This is a genomic window from Delftia sp. DT-2 (assembly GCF_028401915.1).
Taxonomy (GTDB): domain Bacteria; phylum Pseudomonadota; class Gammaproteobacteria; order Burkholderiales; family Burkholderiaceae_C; genus Comamonas; species Comamonas tsuruhatensis.
Genome location: NZ_JAQOTI010000008.1, coordinates 333,710 through 350,194 on the forward strand (window position 1 = coordinate 333,710; position 16,485 = coordinate 350,194).

The 16,485-nt window shown below is 67.2% G+C and carries 19 protein-coding genes; 13 read left to right on the forward strand and 6 right to left on the reverse strand.

Features of this window, described 5'->3' with window-relative positions; translation table 11 throughout:
• Nucleotides 1–54 precede the first annotated feature (54 nt).
• From mnmE to PO605_RS16775, 3 genes are all read left to right on the forward strand, one after another.
• Nucleotides 55–1,476: a tRNA uridine-5-carboxymethylaminomethyl(34) synthesis GTPase MnmE gene (mnmE, locus tag PO605_RS16765; protein ID WP_017407040.1), complete on the forward strand. Its 1,422-nt coding sequence runs from the start codon at nt 55–57 to the stop codon at nt 1,474–1,476.
• A gap of 222 nt (nt 1,477–1,698) precedes the next feature.
• Nucleotides 1,699–2,178, forward strand: coding sequence for a Crp/Fnr family transcriptional regulator (locus PO605_RS16770; RefSeq protein ID WP_047471388.1), 480 nt, complete (start codon nt 1,699–1,701; stop codon nt 2,176–2,178).
• Nucleotides 2,179–2,355: 177 nt separating this feature from the next.
• On the forward strand, nt 2,356–3,093 hold the full coding sequence (locus PO605_RS16775) for a hypothetical protein (RefSeq protein WP_016447253.1): 738 nt from the start codon (nt 2,356–2,358) through the stop codon (nt 3,091–3,093).
• 17 nt (nt 3,094–3,110) lie between these two features.
• Here the strand turns inward: PO605_RS16775 and PO605_RS16780 are convergent, their stop codons facing one another.
• A complete protein-coding gene (locus PO605_RS16780) occupies nt 3,111–3,668 on the reverse strand; it encodes an adenine phosphoribosyltransferase (protein WP_017405006.1) in 558 nt (185 codons plus the stop codon).
• Nucleotides 3,669–3,764: 96 nt separating this feature from the next.
• Between PO605_RS16780 and PO605_RS16785 the strand changes: the two genes are divergently transcribed.
• From PO605_RS16785 to PO605_RS16800, 4 genes are read left to right on the forward strand one after another with little or no spacing between them, the layout of a single operon-like run.
• Nucleotides 3,765–4,766 (forward strand): KpsF/GutQ family sugar-phosphate isomerase, encoded by a 1,002-nt coding sequence (locus PO605_RS16785; RefSeq protein WP_016447251.1) that lies wholly within the window; start codon nt 3,765–3,767, stop codon nt 4,764–4,766.
• Nucleotides 4,766–5,326, forward strand: coding sequence for a KdsC family phosphatase (locus tag PO605_RS16790; protein WP_016454196.1), 561 nt, complete (start codon nt 4,766–4,768; stop codon nt 5,324–5,326). The genes PO605_RS16785 and PO605_RS16790 overlap by 1 nt, the downstream gene beginning before the upstream one ends.
• Nucleotides 5,323–5,940, forward strand: a complete 618-nt coding sequence (gene lptC, locus PO605_RS16795; protein ID WP_016447249.1) for an LPS export ABC transporter periplasmic protein LptC — start codon at nt 5,323–5,325, stop codon at nt 5,938–5,940. Before PO605_RS16790 ends, lptC begins: the two co-directional genes overlap by 4 nt.
• 41 nt (nt 5,941–5,981) lie before the next feature.
• Complete coding sequence (locus PO605_RS16800; RefSeq protein ID WP_016447248.1) at nt 5,982–6,782, forward strand: SDR family oxidoreductase; 801 nt, start codon at nt 5,982–5,984, stop codon at nt 6,780–6,782.
• A gap of 103 nt (nt 6,783–6,885) precedes the next feature.
• On the opposite strand, the gene PO605_RS16805 is transcribed toward PO605_RS16800, so the two are convergent.
• Both PO605_RS16805 and PO605_RS16810 read right to left on the reverse strand, forming a co-directional pair.
• Nucleotides 6,886–7,413 carry an RNA recognition motif domain-containing protein gene (locus PO605_RS16805; protein WP_082001643.1) on the reverse strand — a complete coding sequence of 176 codons (528 nt, stop codon included), beginning with the start codon at nt 7,411–7,413 and terminating at the stop codon, nt 6,886–6,888.
• Nucleotides 7,414–7,668: 255 nt separating this feature from the next.
• Complete coding sequence (locus PO605_RS16810) at nt 7,669–8,034, reverse strand: RNA recognition motif domain-containing protein (RefSeq protein ID WP_016447246.1); 366 nt, start codon at nt 8,032–8,034, stop codon at nt 7,669–7,671.
• Nucleotides 8,035–8,527: 493 nt separating this feature from the next.
• Here PO605_RS16810 and PO605_RS16815 point away from each other — a divergent pair, with 493 nt between their 5' ends.
• The 4 genes from PO605_RS16815 (at nt 8,528) to PO605_RS16830 (ending at nt 12,182) form a co-directional block, all read left to right on the forward strand.
• Entirely contained in the window at nt 8,528–9,106 is a 579-nt protein-coding gene (locus PO605_RS16815) for a TMEM165/GDT1 family protein (RefSeq protein WP_034348253.1), read from the forward strand.
• A gap of 106 nt (nt 9,107–9,212) precedes the next feature.
• Nucleotides 9,213–10,361 (forward strand): homoserine O-succinyltransferase MetX, encoded by a 1,149-nt coding sequence (gene metX / locus PO605_RS16820; protein WP_047474469.1) that lies wholly within the window; start codon nt 9,213–9,215, stop codon nt 10,359–10,361.
• A complete protein-coding gene (gene metW, locus PO605_RS16825; RefSeq protein ID WP_012207840.1) occupies nt 10,358–10,942 on the forward strand; it encodes a methionine biosynthesis protein MetW in 585 nt (194 codons plus the stop codon). The genes metX and metW overlap by 4 nt, the downstream gene beginning before the upstream one ends.
• A gap of 70 nt (nt 10,943–11,012) precedes the next feature.
• Complete coding sequence (locus tag PO605_RS16830; protein ID WP_272206656.1) at nt 11,013–12,182, forward strand: glycerophosphodiester phosphodiesterase; 1,170 nt, start codon at nt 11,013–11,015, stop codon at nt 12,180–12,182.
• On the opposite strand, the gene PO605_RS16835 is transcribed toward PO605_RS16830, so the two are convergent.
• Both PO605_RS16835 and PO605_RS16840 read right to left on the reverse strand, forming a co-directional pair.
• Nucleotides 12,166–12,807 (reverse strand): NAD(P)H-dependent oxidoreductase, encoded by a 642-nt coding sequence (locus tag PO605_RS16835; protein ID WP_047471831.1) that lies wholly within the window; start codon nt 12,805–12,807, stop codon nt 12,166–12,168. The two genes, PO605_RS16830 and PO605_RS16835, sit on opposite strands and share 17 nt — an antisense overlap.
• A gap of 38 nt (nt 12,808–12,845) precedes the next feature.
• Entirely contained in the window at nt 12,846–13,235 is a 390-nt protein-coding gene (locus PO605_RS16840) for a MerR family transcriptional regulator (protein WP_016447240.1), read from the reverse strand.
• 123 nt (nt 13,236–13,358) lie between these two features.
• On the opposite strand from PO605_RS16840, the gene PO605_RS16845 reads away from it, so the two are divergent.
• Together PO605_RS16845 and PO605_RS16850 are read left to right on the forward strand one after the other, a co-directional pair.
• Nucleotides 13,359–14,873, forward strand: coding sequence for a M20 family metallopeptidase (locus PO605_RS16845; protein WP_046241498.1), 1,515 nt, complete (start codon nt 13,359–13,361; stop codon nt 14,871–14,873).
• Nucleotides 14,873–15,739 (forward strand): alpha/beta hydrolase, encoded by an 867-nt coding sequence (locus PO605_RS16850; RefSeq protein ID WP_047471828.1) that lies wholly within the window; start codon nt 14,873–14,875, stop codon nt 15,737–15,739. Before PO605_RS16845 ends, PO605_RS16850 begins: the two co-directional genes overlap by 1 nt.
• On the opposite strand, the gene PO605_RS16855 is transcribed toward PO605_RS16850, so the two are convergent.
• Nucleotides 15,726–16,478 (reverse strand): 16S rRNA (uracil(1498)-N(3))-methyltransferase, encoded by a 753-nt coding sequence (locus tag PO605_RS16855; RefSeq protein WP_016447237.1) that lies wholly within the window; start codon nt 16,476–16,478, stop codon nt 15,726–15,728. The genes PO605_RS16850 and PO605_RS16855 overlap by 14 nt on opposite strands.
• Nucleotides 16,479–16,485: the final 7 nt, after the last annotated feature.

Here is a 16,485-nt window from a genome sequence, read left to right on the forward strand (position 1 = left end):
CATGGGCGGCCTATCATCGGCGGCCTGAAATCCCTTCCCAAGAAAGCTCCATCCATGCTGCCCCGCCACAACGACCCCATTGCCGCCATCGCCACCGCTCCGGGGCGCGGCGCCGTGGGCATCGTGCGCGTCTCCGGCAAGGGGGTGGCGCCGCTGGTGCGGGTGCTGTGCGGGCGCGACCTCAAGCCGCGCGAGGCCACCTACCTGCCGTTGCGCGATGCCGCAGGCGGACCCATAGACCACGGCCTGGCCCTGTTCTTCCCGGCGCCGCACAGCTACACCGGCGAGGACGTGCTGGAGCTGCAGGCCCACGGCGGCCCGGTCGTGCTGCAGCTGCTGCTGGCACGCTGCCTGGAGGCGGCGCAAGAGCCTCTCGAAGGCCATCGCAGCGTACTGCCTGGCCTGCGCCTGGCCCAGCCTGGGGAATTCACCGAACGTGCCTTTCTCAACGACAAGATCGATCTGGCCCAGGCCGAAGCCATTGCCGACCTGATCGACGCCAGCACCGAGGCCGCCGCGCGCAGCGCGAGCCGCTCGCTGTCGGGAGCCTTCTCCGAGGAGATTCATGGCCTGCGCGATGCGCTGGTGCACCTGCGCATGCTGGTCGAGGCCACGCTGGACTTTCCCGAGGAAGAGATCGACTTCCTGCAAAAGGCCGATGCCAGCGGCCAGCTCGCGCGGCTGCGCGGCAAGCTGGACCAGGTGCTGTCGCGCGCCCACCAGGGTGCGCTGCTGCGCGAAGGCATCAAGGTCGTGATCGCAGGGCAGCCCAATGCGGGCAAGAGCTCGCTGCTCAATGCGCTGGCCGGTGCCGAGCTGGCCATCGTCACGCCCATCGCCGGCACCACGCGCGACAAGGTGCAGCAGACCATCCAGATCGAGGGCGTGCCCCTGCATGTGATCGACACGGCAGGCCTGCGCGAGAGCAGCGACGAGGTCGAGCGCATCGGCATCGCGCGCGCCTGGGACGAGATCGCCGCGGCCGATGCCGTGCTCTTCCTGCACGACCTCACGCGCATGGGCGACAACGACTATCTGGCCGCAGACGCGGCCATCGCCGAAACCCTGGCCCAGAAGCTGCCGGGCCAGGTGCCCGTGATCGATGTCTGGAACAAGACCGATCGCGCCGAGCCGGCCCAGCTGCAGGCGCATGGCGGGCGCGAAGGCAGCGTGGCGCTGTCGGCACGCACTGGCGACGGCCTGGATGCGCTGCGCCGGCGCCTGCTGGATGTGGCCGGATGGCAGTCCGCCCCCGAAGGCCTGTACCTGGCGCGCGCACGCCATGTGGAGGCGCTGCAGGCCGTGGCCGCGCACCTGGAAGAGGCCGAGCTGCAGCTGGCGGCCCAGGCCGCCCATCTGGACCTGCTGGCCGAGGAACTGCGCCTGGCCCAGGTCTCGCTGAACTCCATCACCGGGGAATTCAGCTCGGATGACCTGCTGGGTGTGATCTTCTCGAGCTTTTGCATTGGCAAGTGACAGAGGGGATGCGGGCTGAGCGCGGCATGCCCAGCACGGCTGATGGGATGGCGGCAATATTTATCTTTTGCTACAAAATTTGCCGTCGAAAACCCACGCGCCGGCATTGGCGTGCCCGCTGCCGTCGCTTAGCATGCGGCGTGCCGCAGCGGCCCTTGCCGCTGCCTGTCGCCGGGTGCCGTCCCGGAGCGGGTACGCGGCCCACTTCGAACCGGATCCGCCATGTCTTCTTCCTCCCACAATGATTTGCGGCCTTTGGCCCAGGCCATGTCGTCGGCCGTGGCTGTCGACGGTGTGCAGAACGCGCTGACCTCGGAGCAGTGGGATCTGCTGGCACCTTACCTGGTGCCCGTCACTATGGCCGCGGGCGAGCTGCTGTTTGCCGAAGGTTCGCTGGACCGCAATCTGTACTTCGTGGAGTCCGGCAGCCTCAGCGTGCACTACCAGGATGCCAAGGAGCGTATCCGCCTGGCCATCGTCGGTCCGGGCTCCATCCTGGGCGAGGGCGCCTTCTTCGCGCACCGGGCGCGCCACGCCACCGTGCAGGCTGCTGCGCCGGGGCGCCTGTGGTGCCTGACGGCCATGCGCTTCGCCGAACTCAGCAACCGCCAGCCCGGGGTGGCGCTGGCCCTGGTCATGGCCGCCGGCCAGGTCCTGGCGCGACGCGCGGTGGACAGCCGCCGCCGGGTGGCGAGCACCTGAGCAGCACCTGAACGGCACTTGGGCGAAGGCTCTCCGGGGGCCGGGTGGGATTACAGACCGGGCTTTGCTCTGCGACAAATTGATACAGCGGTTTTTGCAACACCTGTGCTCAAAATGTCGCCAAGTTGCAGGCACAATGCCGCGAGTTTGTGACTATTCGTGACAATGAGAGCCCCCATGTCTGTGTTCAACTGGTTTTCCCGCAAGCCTTTGCCCGAACAGGGCCGTGGTTCGCCTGGAAACGATGGCCAGGCCAACCCCGCGGCACGCCGTGATGCCGTCGCGGCCGGGCGCCGCAGCGAGCGGTCCGAGCGCCGTGAGCAGCTCTATGGCGTGGTGCGCGATGTCATGGTGCGTGCCGGGGTGTTGTCGGCCAGCTACAAGTTCAAGGTGCTCTCGCTGGACAGCGTGGGCCAGCGCTTCGTGGTGATGATGGACCTGGCACGGGCCTATGCCAGCGAAACCGCTCGGCTCAGCGAGATCGAGGCCATGCTGGCCCAGGCGGCCAAGGCCCGCATGGGCGCGGTCGTGACAGCCGTGTACTGGCGGGTCAGCGACCAGAACGCCGCCGCCCAGGCCCAGGTGCATTCCGTGGCCGTGCGCACACCGCGTCCCGTCCAGCCCGTGGCCGTCCCCGCCGTGGCTGCGATGGAGGCCGTGGCGCCCCAGCGCCGCAGGCAGGACACGGCGCCGTTCGAGCCCATAGACGATCAGGAAATGGCCGCCTTCAAGATGGCCGTGGCGGCCATGCCCGCTGCAGCCCGTGGTGCGGGCTCTGCAGCTGCGGCGCCCGCCGGCGTGCGCCGCTCGGGCCCCTTGCTCGGGCCAGGCGCAGGCGAACGCGGCGCGGACTTTCACCACAGCACGCTGGACCATCTGGACCTGGGTGTCACCCAGTACGGCGAACTGCGCTGACCGGGCGCCGGCCTGATTCAGTGGCCGGCGAAATCCACCAGCGTGAACAGCGGCAGGCCGCCATCGCGCAGCAGGGTGGAGCCGCCCAGTTCGGGCAGATCCACGATGGCCGCGCCCTCGATCACCGTGGCGCCCAGCTTTTCCAGCAATCTCTTGCCGGCCATCATGGTGCCGCCGGTGGCGATCAGGTCGTCGATCAGCAGTACGCGATCACCGGTCTTGACGGCATCTGTGTGCAGCTCCACCGTGGCGCTGCCGTATTCGAGCTCATAGGTTTCCTCCACCGTGGTGAACGGCAGCTTGCCCTTCTTGCGGATGGGCACAAAGCCAACGCCCAGCTCGTGGGCCACCACGGCACCCAGGATGAAGCCGCGTGCATCGAGCCCTGCCACCACGTCGGGGCGCATGCCGCGCTGCATGTAGCGGTGCACGAAGGCGTCGGTCATCACGCGAAAGACCTGGGGATCCTGCAGCAGCGGCGTGATGTCGCGGAACTGCACGCCGGGCGCCGGCCAGTCGGGCACGGTGCGTATGTGCGATCGCAGGTAGTCGTTGACGCTGAGGGTGGTGTGCATGGCGCTGGATCGGGGGCTGGAAAGAACGGGCCAGTGTACCCAGACGCCCGATGGGGCCGCCGCCGCCGGGTAGCCAGACCGCCTAAAATCTTCCAGATGAATTCTGATGCTGCCACCTTGAATGCGCTGGATACGTCCAGGGTCCTGCGCCTGGCCCGCGACACCCTGGGCATCGAGGCCGATGCCCTTCTTGCCATGTCGCAGCGCCTGGATGGCGTGTTCGGTGAAGTGGTGCAGCGCATCCTGAGCCTGTCCGGCCGCGTCGTCGTGATGGGCATGGGCAAGAGTGGCCATGTCGGGCGCAAGGTGGCGGCCACCCTGGCATCCACGGGCACTCCCGCCTTCTTCGTGCATCCGGGCGAGGCCAGCCATGGCGACCTGGGCATGGTGACCGGCATCGATCTGGTACTGGCGCTGTCCAACAGCGGCGAGGCCGATGAACTCACCGTGCTGCTGCCTGCCATCAAGCGCCAGGGCATACCCCTGGTGGCCATGACCGGCGGCGCGCAGTCCACGCTGGCCCGCCATGCCGACTGGGTGCTGGACACCCGTGTGGAGCGCGAGGCCTGCCCTTTGAACCTGGCACCCACGGCCAGCACCACCGCGCAGATGGCCATGGGCGACGCCCTTGCCGTGGCACTGCTCGATGCACGCGGCTTTGGCGCCGAGGACTTTGCGCGCTCCCATCCGGGCGGCGCGCTGGGCCGCAAGCTGCTGACCCATGTGCGCGATGTCATGCGCAGTGGCAAAGAGCTGCCCAAGGTCGGGGCCGATGCCAGCTTTGTCGAGTTGATGCGCGAGATGAGCGCCAAGGGCCTGGGCTGCTCGGCCATCGTCGATGCGGCAGGCGTGCTGCAAGGCATCTTCACCGACGGAGACCTGCGCCGCCGTGTCGAGGCCGGCACCGACCTGCGCGCGCTGCAGGCCGGCGATGTCATGCACAAGGGGCCCCGCACCATCGCCGAAGACGCGCTGGCCGTCGACGCCGCCAGCATGATGGAGGAGCACGGCATCACCGCCGTGCTGGTGGCCGATGCGCAGCACCAGCTGCGCGGCGTGGTCCATATCCGCGACCTGATGCGCGCCAAGGTAATCTGATGGCACGCGCTCCCTTGACGCCCGTGCAGAACTGGGACGCACCACTGCTGCTGCTGGCGCAGGACGTGCGGGTGGCATTCTTCGATGTCGATGGCGTGCTGACCGATGGCGGCCTGCTGTTCTCTGGCGAAGGCGAAGTGCTCAAGCGCTTCAACACGCTGGACGGCCATGGTCTGAAACTGCTGCAAAAGGCTGGCATCACGCCCGCCGTGGTGACGGGCCGCGATTCGCCCGCGCTTCGCCTGCGGCTGAGCAATCTGGGCGTCACGCATGCGCGCTTTGGCACGGAAGACAAGGTGCCTGCCGCCGAGGCCATCCTGAAGGAGCTGGGCCTGCAATGGCACCAGGCGGCAGCCATGGGCGACGACTGGCCGGACCTGCCCGTGATGCGGCGCTCCGCCTTCGCCTGCGCACCGGCCAACGCCCATGACGAAGTGCTGGCCGTGGCCGATTGGGTCACGCCGCGCAGCGGCGGTGAAGGAGCGGTGCGCCAGCTGTGCGACCTGCTGCTGGCCGCGCGTGGCGCCTATGCCGGGCTGCTGGCGGAATACGCATCATGACCCAGGCCTGGCGCCGCGTCGGTGACCGGCTTTCCCTGTACCTGCCCGTGCTGCTGATGGGCCTGCTGGCGCTGGGCACCTGGTGGCTGGTGCGCAATGCGCCGCAGCCCCTGGCCAGCGGCACCGAAAAGGCCGTGGCGCACGAGCCCGACTATTTCATGAAGGATTTCTCGATCAAGAGCTTCGATGCCACGGGGCGTCTGAAGAGCCAGATCGAGGGCAGCATGGGCCGCCACTATCCCGATACCGACACGCTTGAAATCGACAACGTCCGCATGTTCGCGGTCTCGCCCGAAGGCCGCATCACGCGCGGCAGTGCGAACCGGGCGCTGAGCAATGCCGATGGTTCCGAGGTGCAGATGTTCGGCAATGCCATCGTCACGCGCGAGCCATTTGTGACAGCAGGTAAACAGCCGCAGCCGCAGTTGCAATTCCAGGGCGAATTCCTGCACGCCTGGCCCAACGAGGAGCGCGTGAGTTCCAACCAGCCCGTGGTGCTGACCCGTGGCAAGGACCGCTTCACGGCCGACAGCATGCAGTACAGCAACCTGGATCTGGTCATGAAACTGCAGGGCCGCGTGCGCGGCACCCTGCAGCCTTCCAGGACCAAGTAAGGCGCCAGCGCAAGCGCAGGCATGCCGATGGAGAACAAGCCATGACGACATCCTCGCGCAGCCCGGCACCCCTGGCCTTCATCACCGGCGCATCCAGCGGCATAGGCCAGGCCCTGGCCTGGCACGCCTACCAGCAAGGCTGGTCGCTGGCGCTGGTGGCTCGGCGCGGCGACGTGATGGCGCAGTGGGCTGCGCAACAGGGCCTGGACTCCTCGCGTTTCGCCCTCTACGAGGCTGATGTGGGCGTGCCTGACAGCATCATCGCCGCCGCCCGGCGCTGCGAGCAGCAGCAGGGCCTGCCCGATGTCGTGATCGCCAATGCTGGCGTCAGCTGGGGCGTGGACACCTCGATGCGCGAGGACATCGACACCATGCAGCAGGTGCTGGCCGTCAACACGATGGGGGTTGTGGCCAGCTTCCACCCCTTCATCGCACCCATGGTGCAGCGTGGAAGCGGGCAACTGGTCGGAATTTCCAGTGTGGCCGGGCTGCGCGGCCTGCCAGGACACGGCGCTTATTGCGCCAGCAAGGCTGCAGTCATTGCCTATTGCGAAAGCCTTCGCGGTGAATTGCGCAGTAGTGGCGTAAAAGTCACGACATTGCTTCCTGGCTATGTGGATACACCCCTCACGCGTGGTAACCGCTATGGCATGCCATTCCTATTGGAGCCGCAGGAGTTTTCCGCAAGGGCCTGGCGTGCCATTGAAGCTCGCCGCAGTCTGGTCATCATTCCATGGCAAATGGCCTGGGTGGGGCGGTTGATGAAAATTCTCCCCAACGCGATATTCGACAGGCTGCTTGTAGGACGGAAGCGCAAACATCGGCATTTGGAAAATCCCTGATGCCCATTGCCGTTCGGAATATGCTCATGCACGCATCTTGTGCGTAAAAAAGGCTCCATGAAGGAGCCTTTTTGATTCGGGGTAACACTGAGAACCGTGGAACTCATTCCCCGTTGTTATTGTTGTTTCCCCAGCCGCCGCCACGGCCGCCATTGCGGGGGCCGGAGCCATAAGGGCTGCGGAATCCGCCGTCGCCACGACCGCCGTAGCCGCCGCCACCGCCGCCGTCGCCACGGCCATAGCCGCCACGGTCGCCACCGTCACCGCGTCCGTAGCCACCGCCATCACCGCGGCCACCGCCACCGTAACCGCCGCCGCCACCATCACCACGGCCATAGCCGCCGCCACCGCCGCCAAAGCCGCCCGAACGCGGGGGACGAGGCTCCATGGGACGTGCTTCGTTCACCACGAGGCTGCGTCCGCCCAATGGCTGGCCATTCATGCCCTGAACGGCAGCCTGAGCCTCGGCATCACTGCCCATCTCGACAAACCCGAATCCCTTGGAACGGCCTGTGTCGCGCTCCATCATGACCCGGGCGCTGGTGACAGCGCCGAACTGGCTGAATGCCTGCTCCAAGTCGTTGTCACGCACACCATAGGGAAGGTTGCCGACGTAAAGCTTATTGCCCATCAAAAACTCCTCAACTCCTCAATGCTCACTGGTTTGCGCTCGGCTTCAGGACGCACAGACATCAGGTTCCTTGTATACAAGAGCCTGGCCAACCTTCCTAAACACATAGCGTTCGAACGGGTCTGCCCGAAACTAAATTATGAAGCACAAAAATCAAAAAGATAAATGCTCGAAAACACAAGCTGATAACGTTTGGCAACAAAAAAGGGGCCCAGAGGGCCCCTTTTTTTGCTAACGCATGCTCTAAGCGAGAGCTTAGTAGCTGTTGCGACGGCCACCGCCGTAGCCGCCGTCGCGGTTGCCACCGCCGAAGCCGCCACCGCCGCCACCACCGAAGCCGCCGCCGAAGCCGCCGCTACGGGGAGCGCGGGGCTCCATCGGGCGGGCTTCGTTGACCACCAGGTCACGGCCGCCGCGGTTTTGGCCGTGCAGGCCTTGGATAGCAGCTTGTGCTTCGGCATCGCTGCCCATTTCGACGAAGCCGAAACCCTTGGAACGGCCGGTGTCGCGCTCCATCATTACCTTGGCGCTGTTAACGGCGCCGAATTCGCTGAAGGCTTGCTCCAGATCGCTGTCACGGAAGGTGTACGGCAGGTTGCCGACGTAAAGCTTGTTGCCCATGGAGGACTCCTGAAAAAACTGGAAAACGCGATGGAGCCCTAGGGAGTCAACACGGGATGACAACGTTAGAGACGCAAACGCACTAGCACTCATTGAGCCGAAGCCCGAACGAAAGCTCGCCCATTATGTGGCAGAAGTTTTCGCACGTTATTACTGTTTCGCAAAAATTCGTCGTGCCCGCCACAGAATGCCCCTGGGAGTTACCCTGAAATTGCGGCAGCGCATAAGCAAGTGCCTTGGCGGCAGTGGGGGCCGGCATGCAGATCCGAGGGCTGCTATGATCGCAGGCTCAGTCTTTGGGGAGTAGATCGTTCGGCTCAGCAGCCGGATGCATGCGTCAACAAACTTGGGCCTTCGCTGGCCTATGGCGTATGCGGCGCGCAGTGCAATGCTGCGTGTGACCGATCGAGACCATTGACCGCGCACCGATCCAAAGGCCGGAGTCGGAGCGTGGTCAATGCGTGCTCTATCCGGCCGGATAAATCCCCACACCATGGAAGCCTTCCTGATTTCAACCTCCGTCGTCGCGCTTGCCGAGATGGGGGACAAGACCCAGCTGCTGTCGCTGGTGCTCGCCGCGCGTTTTCGCAAACCCTGGCCCATCGTTGCGGGCATTTTCGTGGCCACCCTGGTCAACCATGCGCTGGCCGGTGCCGTGGGCGCCTGGATCACCAGCTATCTTGGCGAGAACGCCATGCGCTGGATTCTTGGCCTGTCCTTCATCGCCATGGCGGTCTGGATGCTGATCCCCGACAAGCTCGACGAGGACGAGGTGTCCGGACACTCGCGCTGGGGCGTCTTCGGCACGACGCTGGTGGCCTTCTTCCTGGCCGAGATGGGCGACAAGACGCAGATTGCCACCGTGATGCTGGCGGCCAAGTACAACGCCTACCTTTGGGTGGTGGCGGGCACCACGCTGGGCATGATGCTGGCCAACGCTCCCGTGGTGTGGCTAGGCGACAAGCTGGTCAAGCGCGTGCCCATCCGGCTGGTGCATGTGATCTCGGCCGTGATCTTCCTGGTGCTGGGCGTGCTGGCCCTGTTCCTTCCGGGGGCAGGGGTTTTGGCATAATGATTCTTCATGCGCCGATTTGCTTCTGCTTGCGGGCGCTTTATAAATCCAGCTAAAGACGACACCAGAGAACCCGGCCTCGTTTTTAGCGATGCCGGGTTTTTTCATGTCCTTCATCGCCACACCACAATCCATGCACTTCGACGAGCCGCTGCCGCTGCAGGGCGGCGGCTCGATCCGTGACTACGACCTCGCCTACGAGACCTACGGGCAGCTCAATGCCGACCGCAGCAATGCCGTGCTGGTCTGCCATGCGCTCAACGCCTCCCACCATGTGGCCGGCGTGTACGAGGGCCAGCCCAAGAGCGAGGGCTGGTGGGACAACATGATCGGCCCCGGCAAGCCCGTGGACACGAACCGGTTCTTCGTGATCGGCGTGAACAACCTGGGCTCGTGCTTTGGCTCCACGGGCCCCATGCACCCGCATCCGGACACCGGCAGGATCTATGGCGCCGACTTTCCCGTGGTCACCGTGGAGGATTGGGTGGACGCCCAGGCCCGGCTGCTGGACCGGCTGGGCATAGCGCAGCTGGCCGCGGTGCTGGGCGGCAGCCTGGGCGGCATGCAGGCGCTGTCCTGGTCGCTGCGCCATCCGGACCGCATGCGCCATGCCGTGGTCGTGGCCAGCGCGCCCAACCTCAATGCGGAGAACATCGCCTTCAACGAGGTGGCGCGGCGCGCCATCGTCACCGATCCGGATTTCCATGGCGGGCATTTCTACGAGCATGGCGTGGTGCCGGCGCGCGGCCTGCGCATCGCCCGCATGATCGGCCACATCACCTACCTGAGCGACGACGTGATGAACCAGAAGTTCGGCCGCCAGCTGAGGGAGGGCCTGGACCTGAAGTACAGCACGCAGGACGTGGAGTTCCAGATCGAGAGCTACCTGCGCTACCAGGGCGAGAAGTTCAGCAGCTACTTTGACGCCAATACCTACCTGCTGATCACGCGCGCGCTCGACTACTTCGACCCGGCGCGCACGCATGGCGGCGACCTGACCCAGGCGCTGTCGGTGGCCAAGGCCGGCTTTTTGCTGGTCAGCTTCACCACCGACTGGCGCTTCGCGCCCGCACGCAGCCGCGAGATCGTGAAGTCGCTGCTGGAGAACAACCGCGACGTCAGCTATGCCGAGATCGACGCGCCCCACGGCCATGACGCCTTCCTGCTCGACGACCCCCGCTACATGAACGTGATGCGCTCCTACTTCGACGGCATCGCCCAGGAAACCACGACAGCCGCCAAGGAGGCCGCATGACCGAGCTGAACACCATGCAGGCGATTGCGCGCCTGATCCCCAAGGGCTCGCGCGTGCTCGACCTGGGCTGCGGCGATGGCGCCCTGCTGTCGCACCTTCAGCGCGAGCGTGGCTGCACCGGCTACGGCGTGGAGCTGGATGACGCCAACGTGCTGGCCTGCGTGCGCCGGGGCGTGAACGTGCTGCAGCTGAACCTGGAGGACGGCCTGGCCATCTTCCAGGACAACAGCTTCGACGTGGTGCTGCAGATCGATACGCTGCAGCATCTGCGCAATGCCGAGACCATGCTGCAGGAGACGGCGCGCATAGGGCGCGCGGGCATCGTCGCCTTCCCCAACTTCGCGCACTGGCCCAACCGCCTGTCCGTGCTGCGCGGGCGCATGCCGGTGACGCGGCGCCTGCCCTACCAGTGGTATGACACGCCCAACATCCGCGTGGGCACCTACAAGGACTTCGAGGTGCTGGCCACCCGGAACCGGCTGCGCATACTGGACTCCTTCGGCCTGCAGGATGGCCGCAGCGTGCGTACCCTGCCCAATCTCATGGCGGGCACGGCCGTCTTCCATTTCGAGCACGCCTGAGCGCAGGCGGGCCATGCCCGTGTCATCCCCGGCGCGCACAATCGAATGCCCCGAGACCCCGGAGACAGACATGGACAACCTCCCACGCCGCCGCGCGCTGGCCCTGGCCCTGGCCGGCGCGGCCGCCGGCCTGCTGGCGGCCGGCTGCGCCGCACCGCAGGCGCCCGCCCGAAGCGATGCCGCTGCCGACTGGCCGCCCCGGCCCGCGCTGATCGCCCATCGCGGCGCATCGGCGCTGCGGCCAGAGCACACGCTGGAGGCATACCGCGAGGCCATACGCGCGGGCGCCGACTTCATCGAGCCCGACCTGGTCATCACGCGCGATGGCGTGCTGGTGGCGCGGCATGAGAACGCCATCGCCATCCTCGCGGCCGACGGCAGCCTCAAGGAGGCCACGACCAATGTGGCCGACCGCCCCGAGTTCGCGGCGCGCAAGACCACCAAAACCATCGACGGGCAGGCGATCACGGGCTGGTTCGTGGAGGATTTCACGCTGGCCGAGCTGAAGACGCTGCGTGCGCGCGAACGCATTCCGGCGATCCGCCCGGCGAATGTGCAGTTCAATGACCGTTTCGAGGTGCCCACGCTGCAGGAGGTCATCGACCTGGCCCGAGCCGAGAGCGCACGCACGAGCCTCACCATCGGCATCTATCCCGAGACCAAGCACCCGAGCTACTTCCAGTCCATCGGCCTGCCGCTGGAGCCCGCGCTGCTCAAGCTGCTCGCGGACAACGGCTGGAACCATGCGCAGGCGCCAGTCTTCGTGCAGTCCTTCGAGGTCGAGAACCTGCGCTGGATCCGTGCGCGCAGCAGCCTGCGCCTGGTGCAGTTGCTGGCGCCCAAGGGCAAGCCCTATGACAGCGTGGCACGCGGCACGGGCCCCGGCTATGCCGACATGGTCACGCCCGCAGGCCTGGCCGAGATTGCGCGCTACGCCAACGGCATAGGGCCGAGCAAAAGCATGGTGATCCCCGTGGTGCAGGGTGCGAATGCCGCGCCCACTGCGCTGGTGGCCGATGCCCATCGCGCGGGGCTGCTGGTCCATCCCTGGACGCTGCGGCCCGAGAACGCCTTCCTTCCCCTGAGCCTGAAATCTCCGCCCGCACAGGACGGCGCCCGGCGTGGCAATGCGCGCGCCGACATGGACGATTTCCTGCGCACGGGCATCGATGGCATCTTCACCGACGACCCGTCGGTGGGGCGAGCCGCCATTGACGCATTGCTCAAGTCGCGGCCTTGACCGGACGTGCTGCCGTGCGCCGGCCCGCTGCCTGCGCCTGCTCCAGCCACTGCTGGCGGCGTGCGGCATCGGCGCCGAGCACGGGTCCGAAACTGTGTATGCGCACGGGTCGGATGCCGCTGAACTCCAGGATGGCACGGCGCATCTGGTGATGGCCAGGCATGTGCGCCAGCCAGCGGTAATACCAGGGCGGGGAATCCATGCTCACCAGCAGATCGGCGGTGCGGCCGGCCAGCAGCCGGTCCCACAGCATCGAGCCCTTGCGGTACTTGAAGGCGAAGCCCGGCAGAAAGATGCGGTCGATGAAGCCCTTGGGCAAGGCCGGCAGGCCGCCCCACCAGGTCGGATAGACCCAGGCCAGGTGGCTGGCCCACAGGATGTCGGCCTGGGCCTGCTGCAGGTCAGGCTCCAGAGGCTGATCCTGGCGATAGCCGGCGCGCAGCAGCGGGTCGAATTCCAGTTCGCCCAGGCGCAGCGTGCGCACTTGGGCACCGCTGTCGCGTGCGCCCTGGGCGTAGGCATCGGCCAGGCCGGCGCACAGGCTGCCGTCCGACGGGTGGCCGAGGATGATCAGGATGCGCTGGGGATGATGGGGGTGCGTGGTGCTTGGAGACATGGCGGCCATGTTCGCCTTGCCCCAAGGGGCAGGGTCAAGACCCTGGATCAAGCCATGGCGGTTTCGCAGGCGCGTTCTCTGGAATCCGCCGGCTCCAGGCGGCATTCGAGCAGCTCACGCTCCAGTGCGGCCAGCTGCGTCTGCAGTCCCTGAAGGTGCTGCATCTGCGCCTGCACCTGCTCGCGGCGGCCGCGCAGCAGCCGGGCCAGCGCGTCCCAGCTGTCGGCGTGGTCCAGGCGCTGCAGGCCATGCAGCTCGTCGAGCCGAAAGCCCAGCCCCAGCGCCTGGCGGATGCGCTGCACCAGCACCAGATCCTGCTGTCCATACACGCGGTAGCTGCCTGCCCGCGCCACGGCACCGAGCAGGCCCCGTGATTCATAGAGCCTGACGGCCTTGGGCGAGCAGCCGGCGCGTCGGGCGAGTTCTCCAATATACATGGGGCGTGATCGTAGTCGCTGGCGCCGGGCTCTCATGGTCTGCATGGCGTTGGCGCACAATGACCGGATCGCGGCGCTGGCTTCGCTCGAACGGTGCGCCCATCCCTGACACGAGGACCCACCATGAATGCACGCACTCCTTCACAACTGCTGCAGCCCGCAGCCGCGCTGGACCGGATCAGCCGCTCCTGGGACGAGCGCATCGTCCCGGCGCTGACCGAGTACATCGCCATTCCCGCCAAGTCGCCCATGTTCGCGCCCGACTGGGAGCAGCAGGGCCACCTGGAGACCGTGCTGCGCAATGCGGCCGACTGGGTGCAGGCGCAGAAGGTGGCGGGCCTGACGCTGGAGATCGTGCGCCAGCCGGGCCGCACGCCAGTGCTGTTCTTCGAGGTGGAAGGCACGCAGGACAAGGCGGCCTCCAGCCCCACGGTGCTGATGTACGGCCATCTGGACAAGCAGCCCGAGTTCGACGGCTGGCGCAGCGATCTGGGTCCGTGGACGCCCAAGTACGAGAACGGCAAGCTCTATGGCCGTGGCGGCGCCGACGACGGCTATGCGGTCTACGCCAGCATTGCCGCCGTGCAGGAGCTCAAGCGCCAGGGCGTGCCGCACCCGCGCATCCTGGGCCTGATCGAGACCTGCGAGGAAAGCGGCTCGCGCGACCTGTTGCCCTATGTCGATGCCCTGCGTCCGCGCCTGGGCGATGTGGGCCTGGTGATCTGCCTGGACAGCGGCGCCGGCAACTACGACCAGCTGTGGCTGACCACCAGCCTGCGCGGCATGGCCAGCGGCACGCTGAAGGTGGAGATCCTCACGGAGGGCGTGCACTCAGGCGATGCCTCGGGCGTCGTGCCGTCGTCCTTCCGCATCCTGCGCCAGGTGCTGGACCGTCTGGAGGACAGCAAGACCGGGCGCCTGCTGCCCGCCAGCTTCCACTGCGAGGTCCCGGCCGACCGCATGGCCCAGATGCGCGCCACGGCGGCCATCCTCGGCGAGGAGACCTATGCGCGCTTTCCCTGGGCGCACTACGACTGCGGCGGCTCCACGCTGTTTGCCCTGCCCACCACCACCGACCCGGTGCAGGCGCTGGTCAAGCGCACCTGGGAGCCCACGCTGAGTGTCACAGGCGCAGAGGGCCTGCCCGCGCTACAGGATGCCGGCAACGTGCTGCGGCCCTACACGGCCTTCAAGCTCAGCCTGCGCCTGCCGCCCCTGGTCGATGCCGCCGCCTGCGTGCAGGAGATGAAGGCGCTGCTGGAGGACAACGCGCCCTACCAGGCCCGTGTGACCTGGCAAGGGCTGTCGGGTGCCAGCGGCTGGAATGCGCCAGCCATGGACGGCTGGTTCGAGGACGCGCTCAACGCCGCCAGCCAGGCGCATTTCGGCGCTTCCTGCGGCTACATCGGGCAGGGCGGCACGATTCCGCTGATGAACATGCTCAGCCAGGGCTTTCCCAAGGCCCAGATGATGGTCTGCGGCGTGCTCGGCCCCAAGAGCAACGCCCACGGCCCCAATGAATTCCTGCACGTGCCCTATGCCAAGAAGCTCACGGCCGCCGTGGCCCAGGTGATCGCCGCCATGGCCGTGACGCAGGCAGGTTCCGAAGCCGGTGCCGGCACTGCCGGCGTGGCGTGATGGCAGCGTCTGCCCCCGCGCCGGAAGGCCAGGTCACACGCCTGGCATCCGGCGACGGCGCCGAGCTGTCACTGTGCGATTGGCCTGCCGGCGAGGGCCCGGCGCGCGCCACCGTGCTGCTGGTGCACGGCCTGGGCGAGCACATCGGCCGCTATGCGGCACTGGCCCAGCGGCTCAATGCCTGGGGCTATGCCGTACGCGGCTACGACCAATATGGCCACGGACGCTCGGCAGGGCCGCGCGGTGGCCTGACGGGCGACAACCGGCTTCTGGACGACCTGGCGGCCGTGGTGGATGACACGCGCGCCCGGCAACCGGCCGACCAGCCGCTGGTGCTGTTGGGCCACAGCCTGGGCGGCCTGGTGGCGGCGCTGTTCGTGGCCCGGGCCATCCGGCCTGTCGATGCGCTGGTGCTGTCCTCGCCAGCCCTCGATGTGGGTCTGTCGCCGATCCAGAAATTGCTCGTTGGCACGCTGCCGCGCCTGCTGCCCGATCTGCGCGTGTCCAACGGCCTGCAGATTCCGTATCTCTCGCATGACGTGGCGGTCTGCGATGCCTACCGCGCCGATCCGCTGTGCCACGACCGCATCAGCGCACGGCTGGCGCGCTTTCTGGCGCAGGGCGGCCCGCAGGTGCTGGCCCGTGCGGGCAGCTGGAGTGTGCCCAGCCTGTTGCTGTGGGCAGGGGACGACAGGCTGGTGGCGCCGGCCGGCAGCCAGGCCTTTTCCGACCGTGCGCCGCCGGCCGTGGTGCAGGCGCAGTGCTTTGACGGCGCCTACCACGAGCTGTTCAACGAGCGCGATGCCTTCGCCGCGCCCGTGTTCGCAAGGCTGCGGCAGTGGCTGGGCCGGTTCAGTCCAGCGTGAGCGCCGCCAGCGCGGCCAAGGGCGCGGTTTCCGCGCGCAGAACGCGTGGACCCAGCGTGACGGGCACGAAACCCTGGGCGCGGGCCAGGGCCTCTTCGGCCGGAGAGAGGCCCCCTTCGGGGCCCGATAGAAAGACCACGGGCGCATCCTCGGCCATGGCGTCCACGATCTCGCCCAGCGGCCGGGTTCCCTCGCCCAGCGACAGCAGCAGCCGCAGCGTGCCGGGCGGCAGCTGTTTCGCGCCGCCCTCCAGCCAGTCTTGCAGGTCGGTGGGCGCATGCAGCGGCGGCACGCGGTTGCGTGTGCACTGCTCGCAGGCCGACACGGCCACGGCCTGCCAGTGCGCCAGCTTTTTCTCGGCGCGCTCGCCCTTGAGCTTGAGCACGCTGCGCTCGGCCACCAGCGGCGTGATGCTGGCGGCGCCCAGCTCGGCGGCCTTCTCCACCAGCCAGTCCATGCGTTCGTTGGCCGTGATGCCTGCCAGCAGGTGCACGGGGCGCAGCGGTTCGCGTTCCACGGCGTGGTGCGCGCCTATGCGCACGGCCACGTCGCTGCGGCCCATGCGCAGGACCGTGGCCTCGAACTCGCCGCCGCTGAAGCCCTCGCCGGCACGGCCCTGAAAGAGGGTGATGCCGTCGCCGGGCTGCAGGCGCAGCACCTGCACATGGCGCGCCGCACCGGGCGGCAGTTCGATGTCGTCGCCGCTGCGCAGCGCGATGGGGCAGTGAAAGCGTGGCATGGCGTAC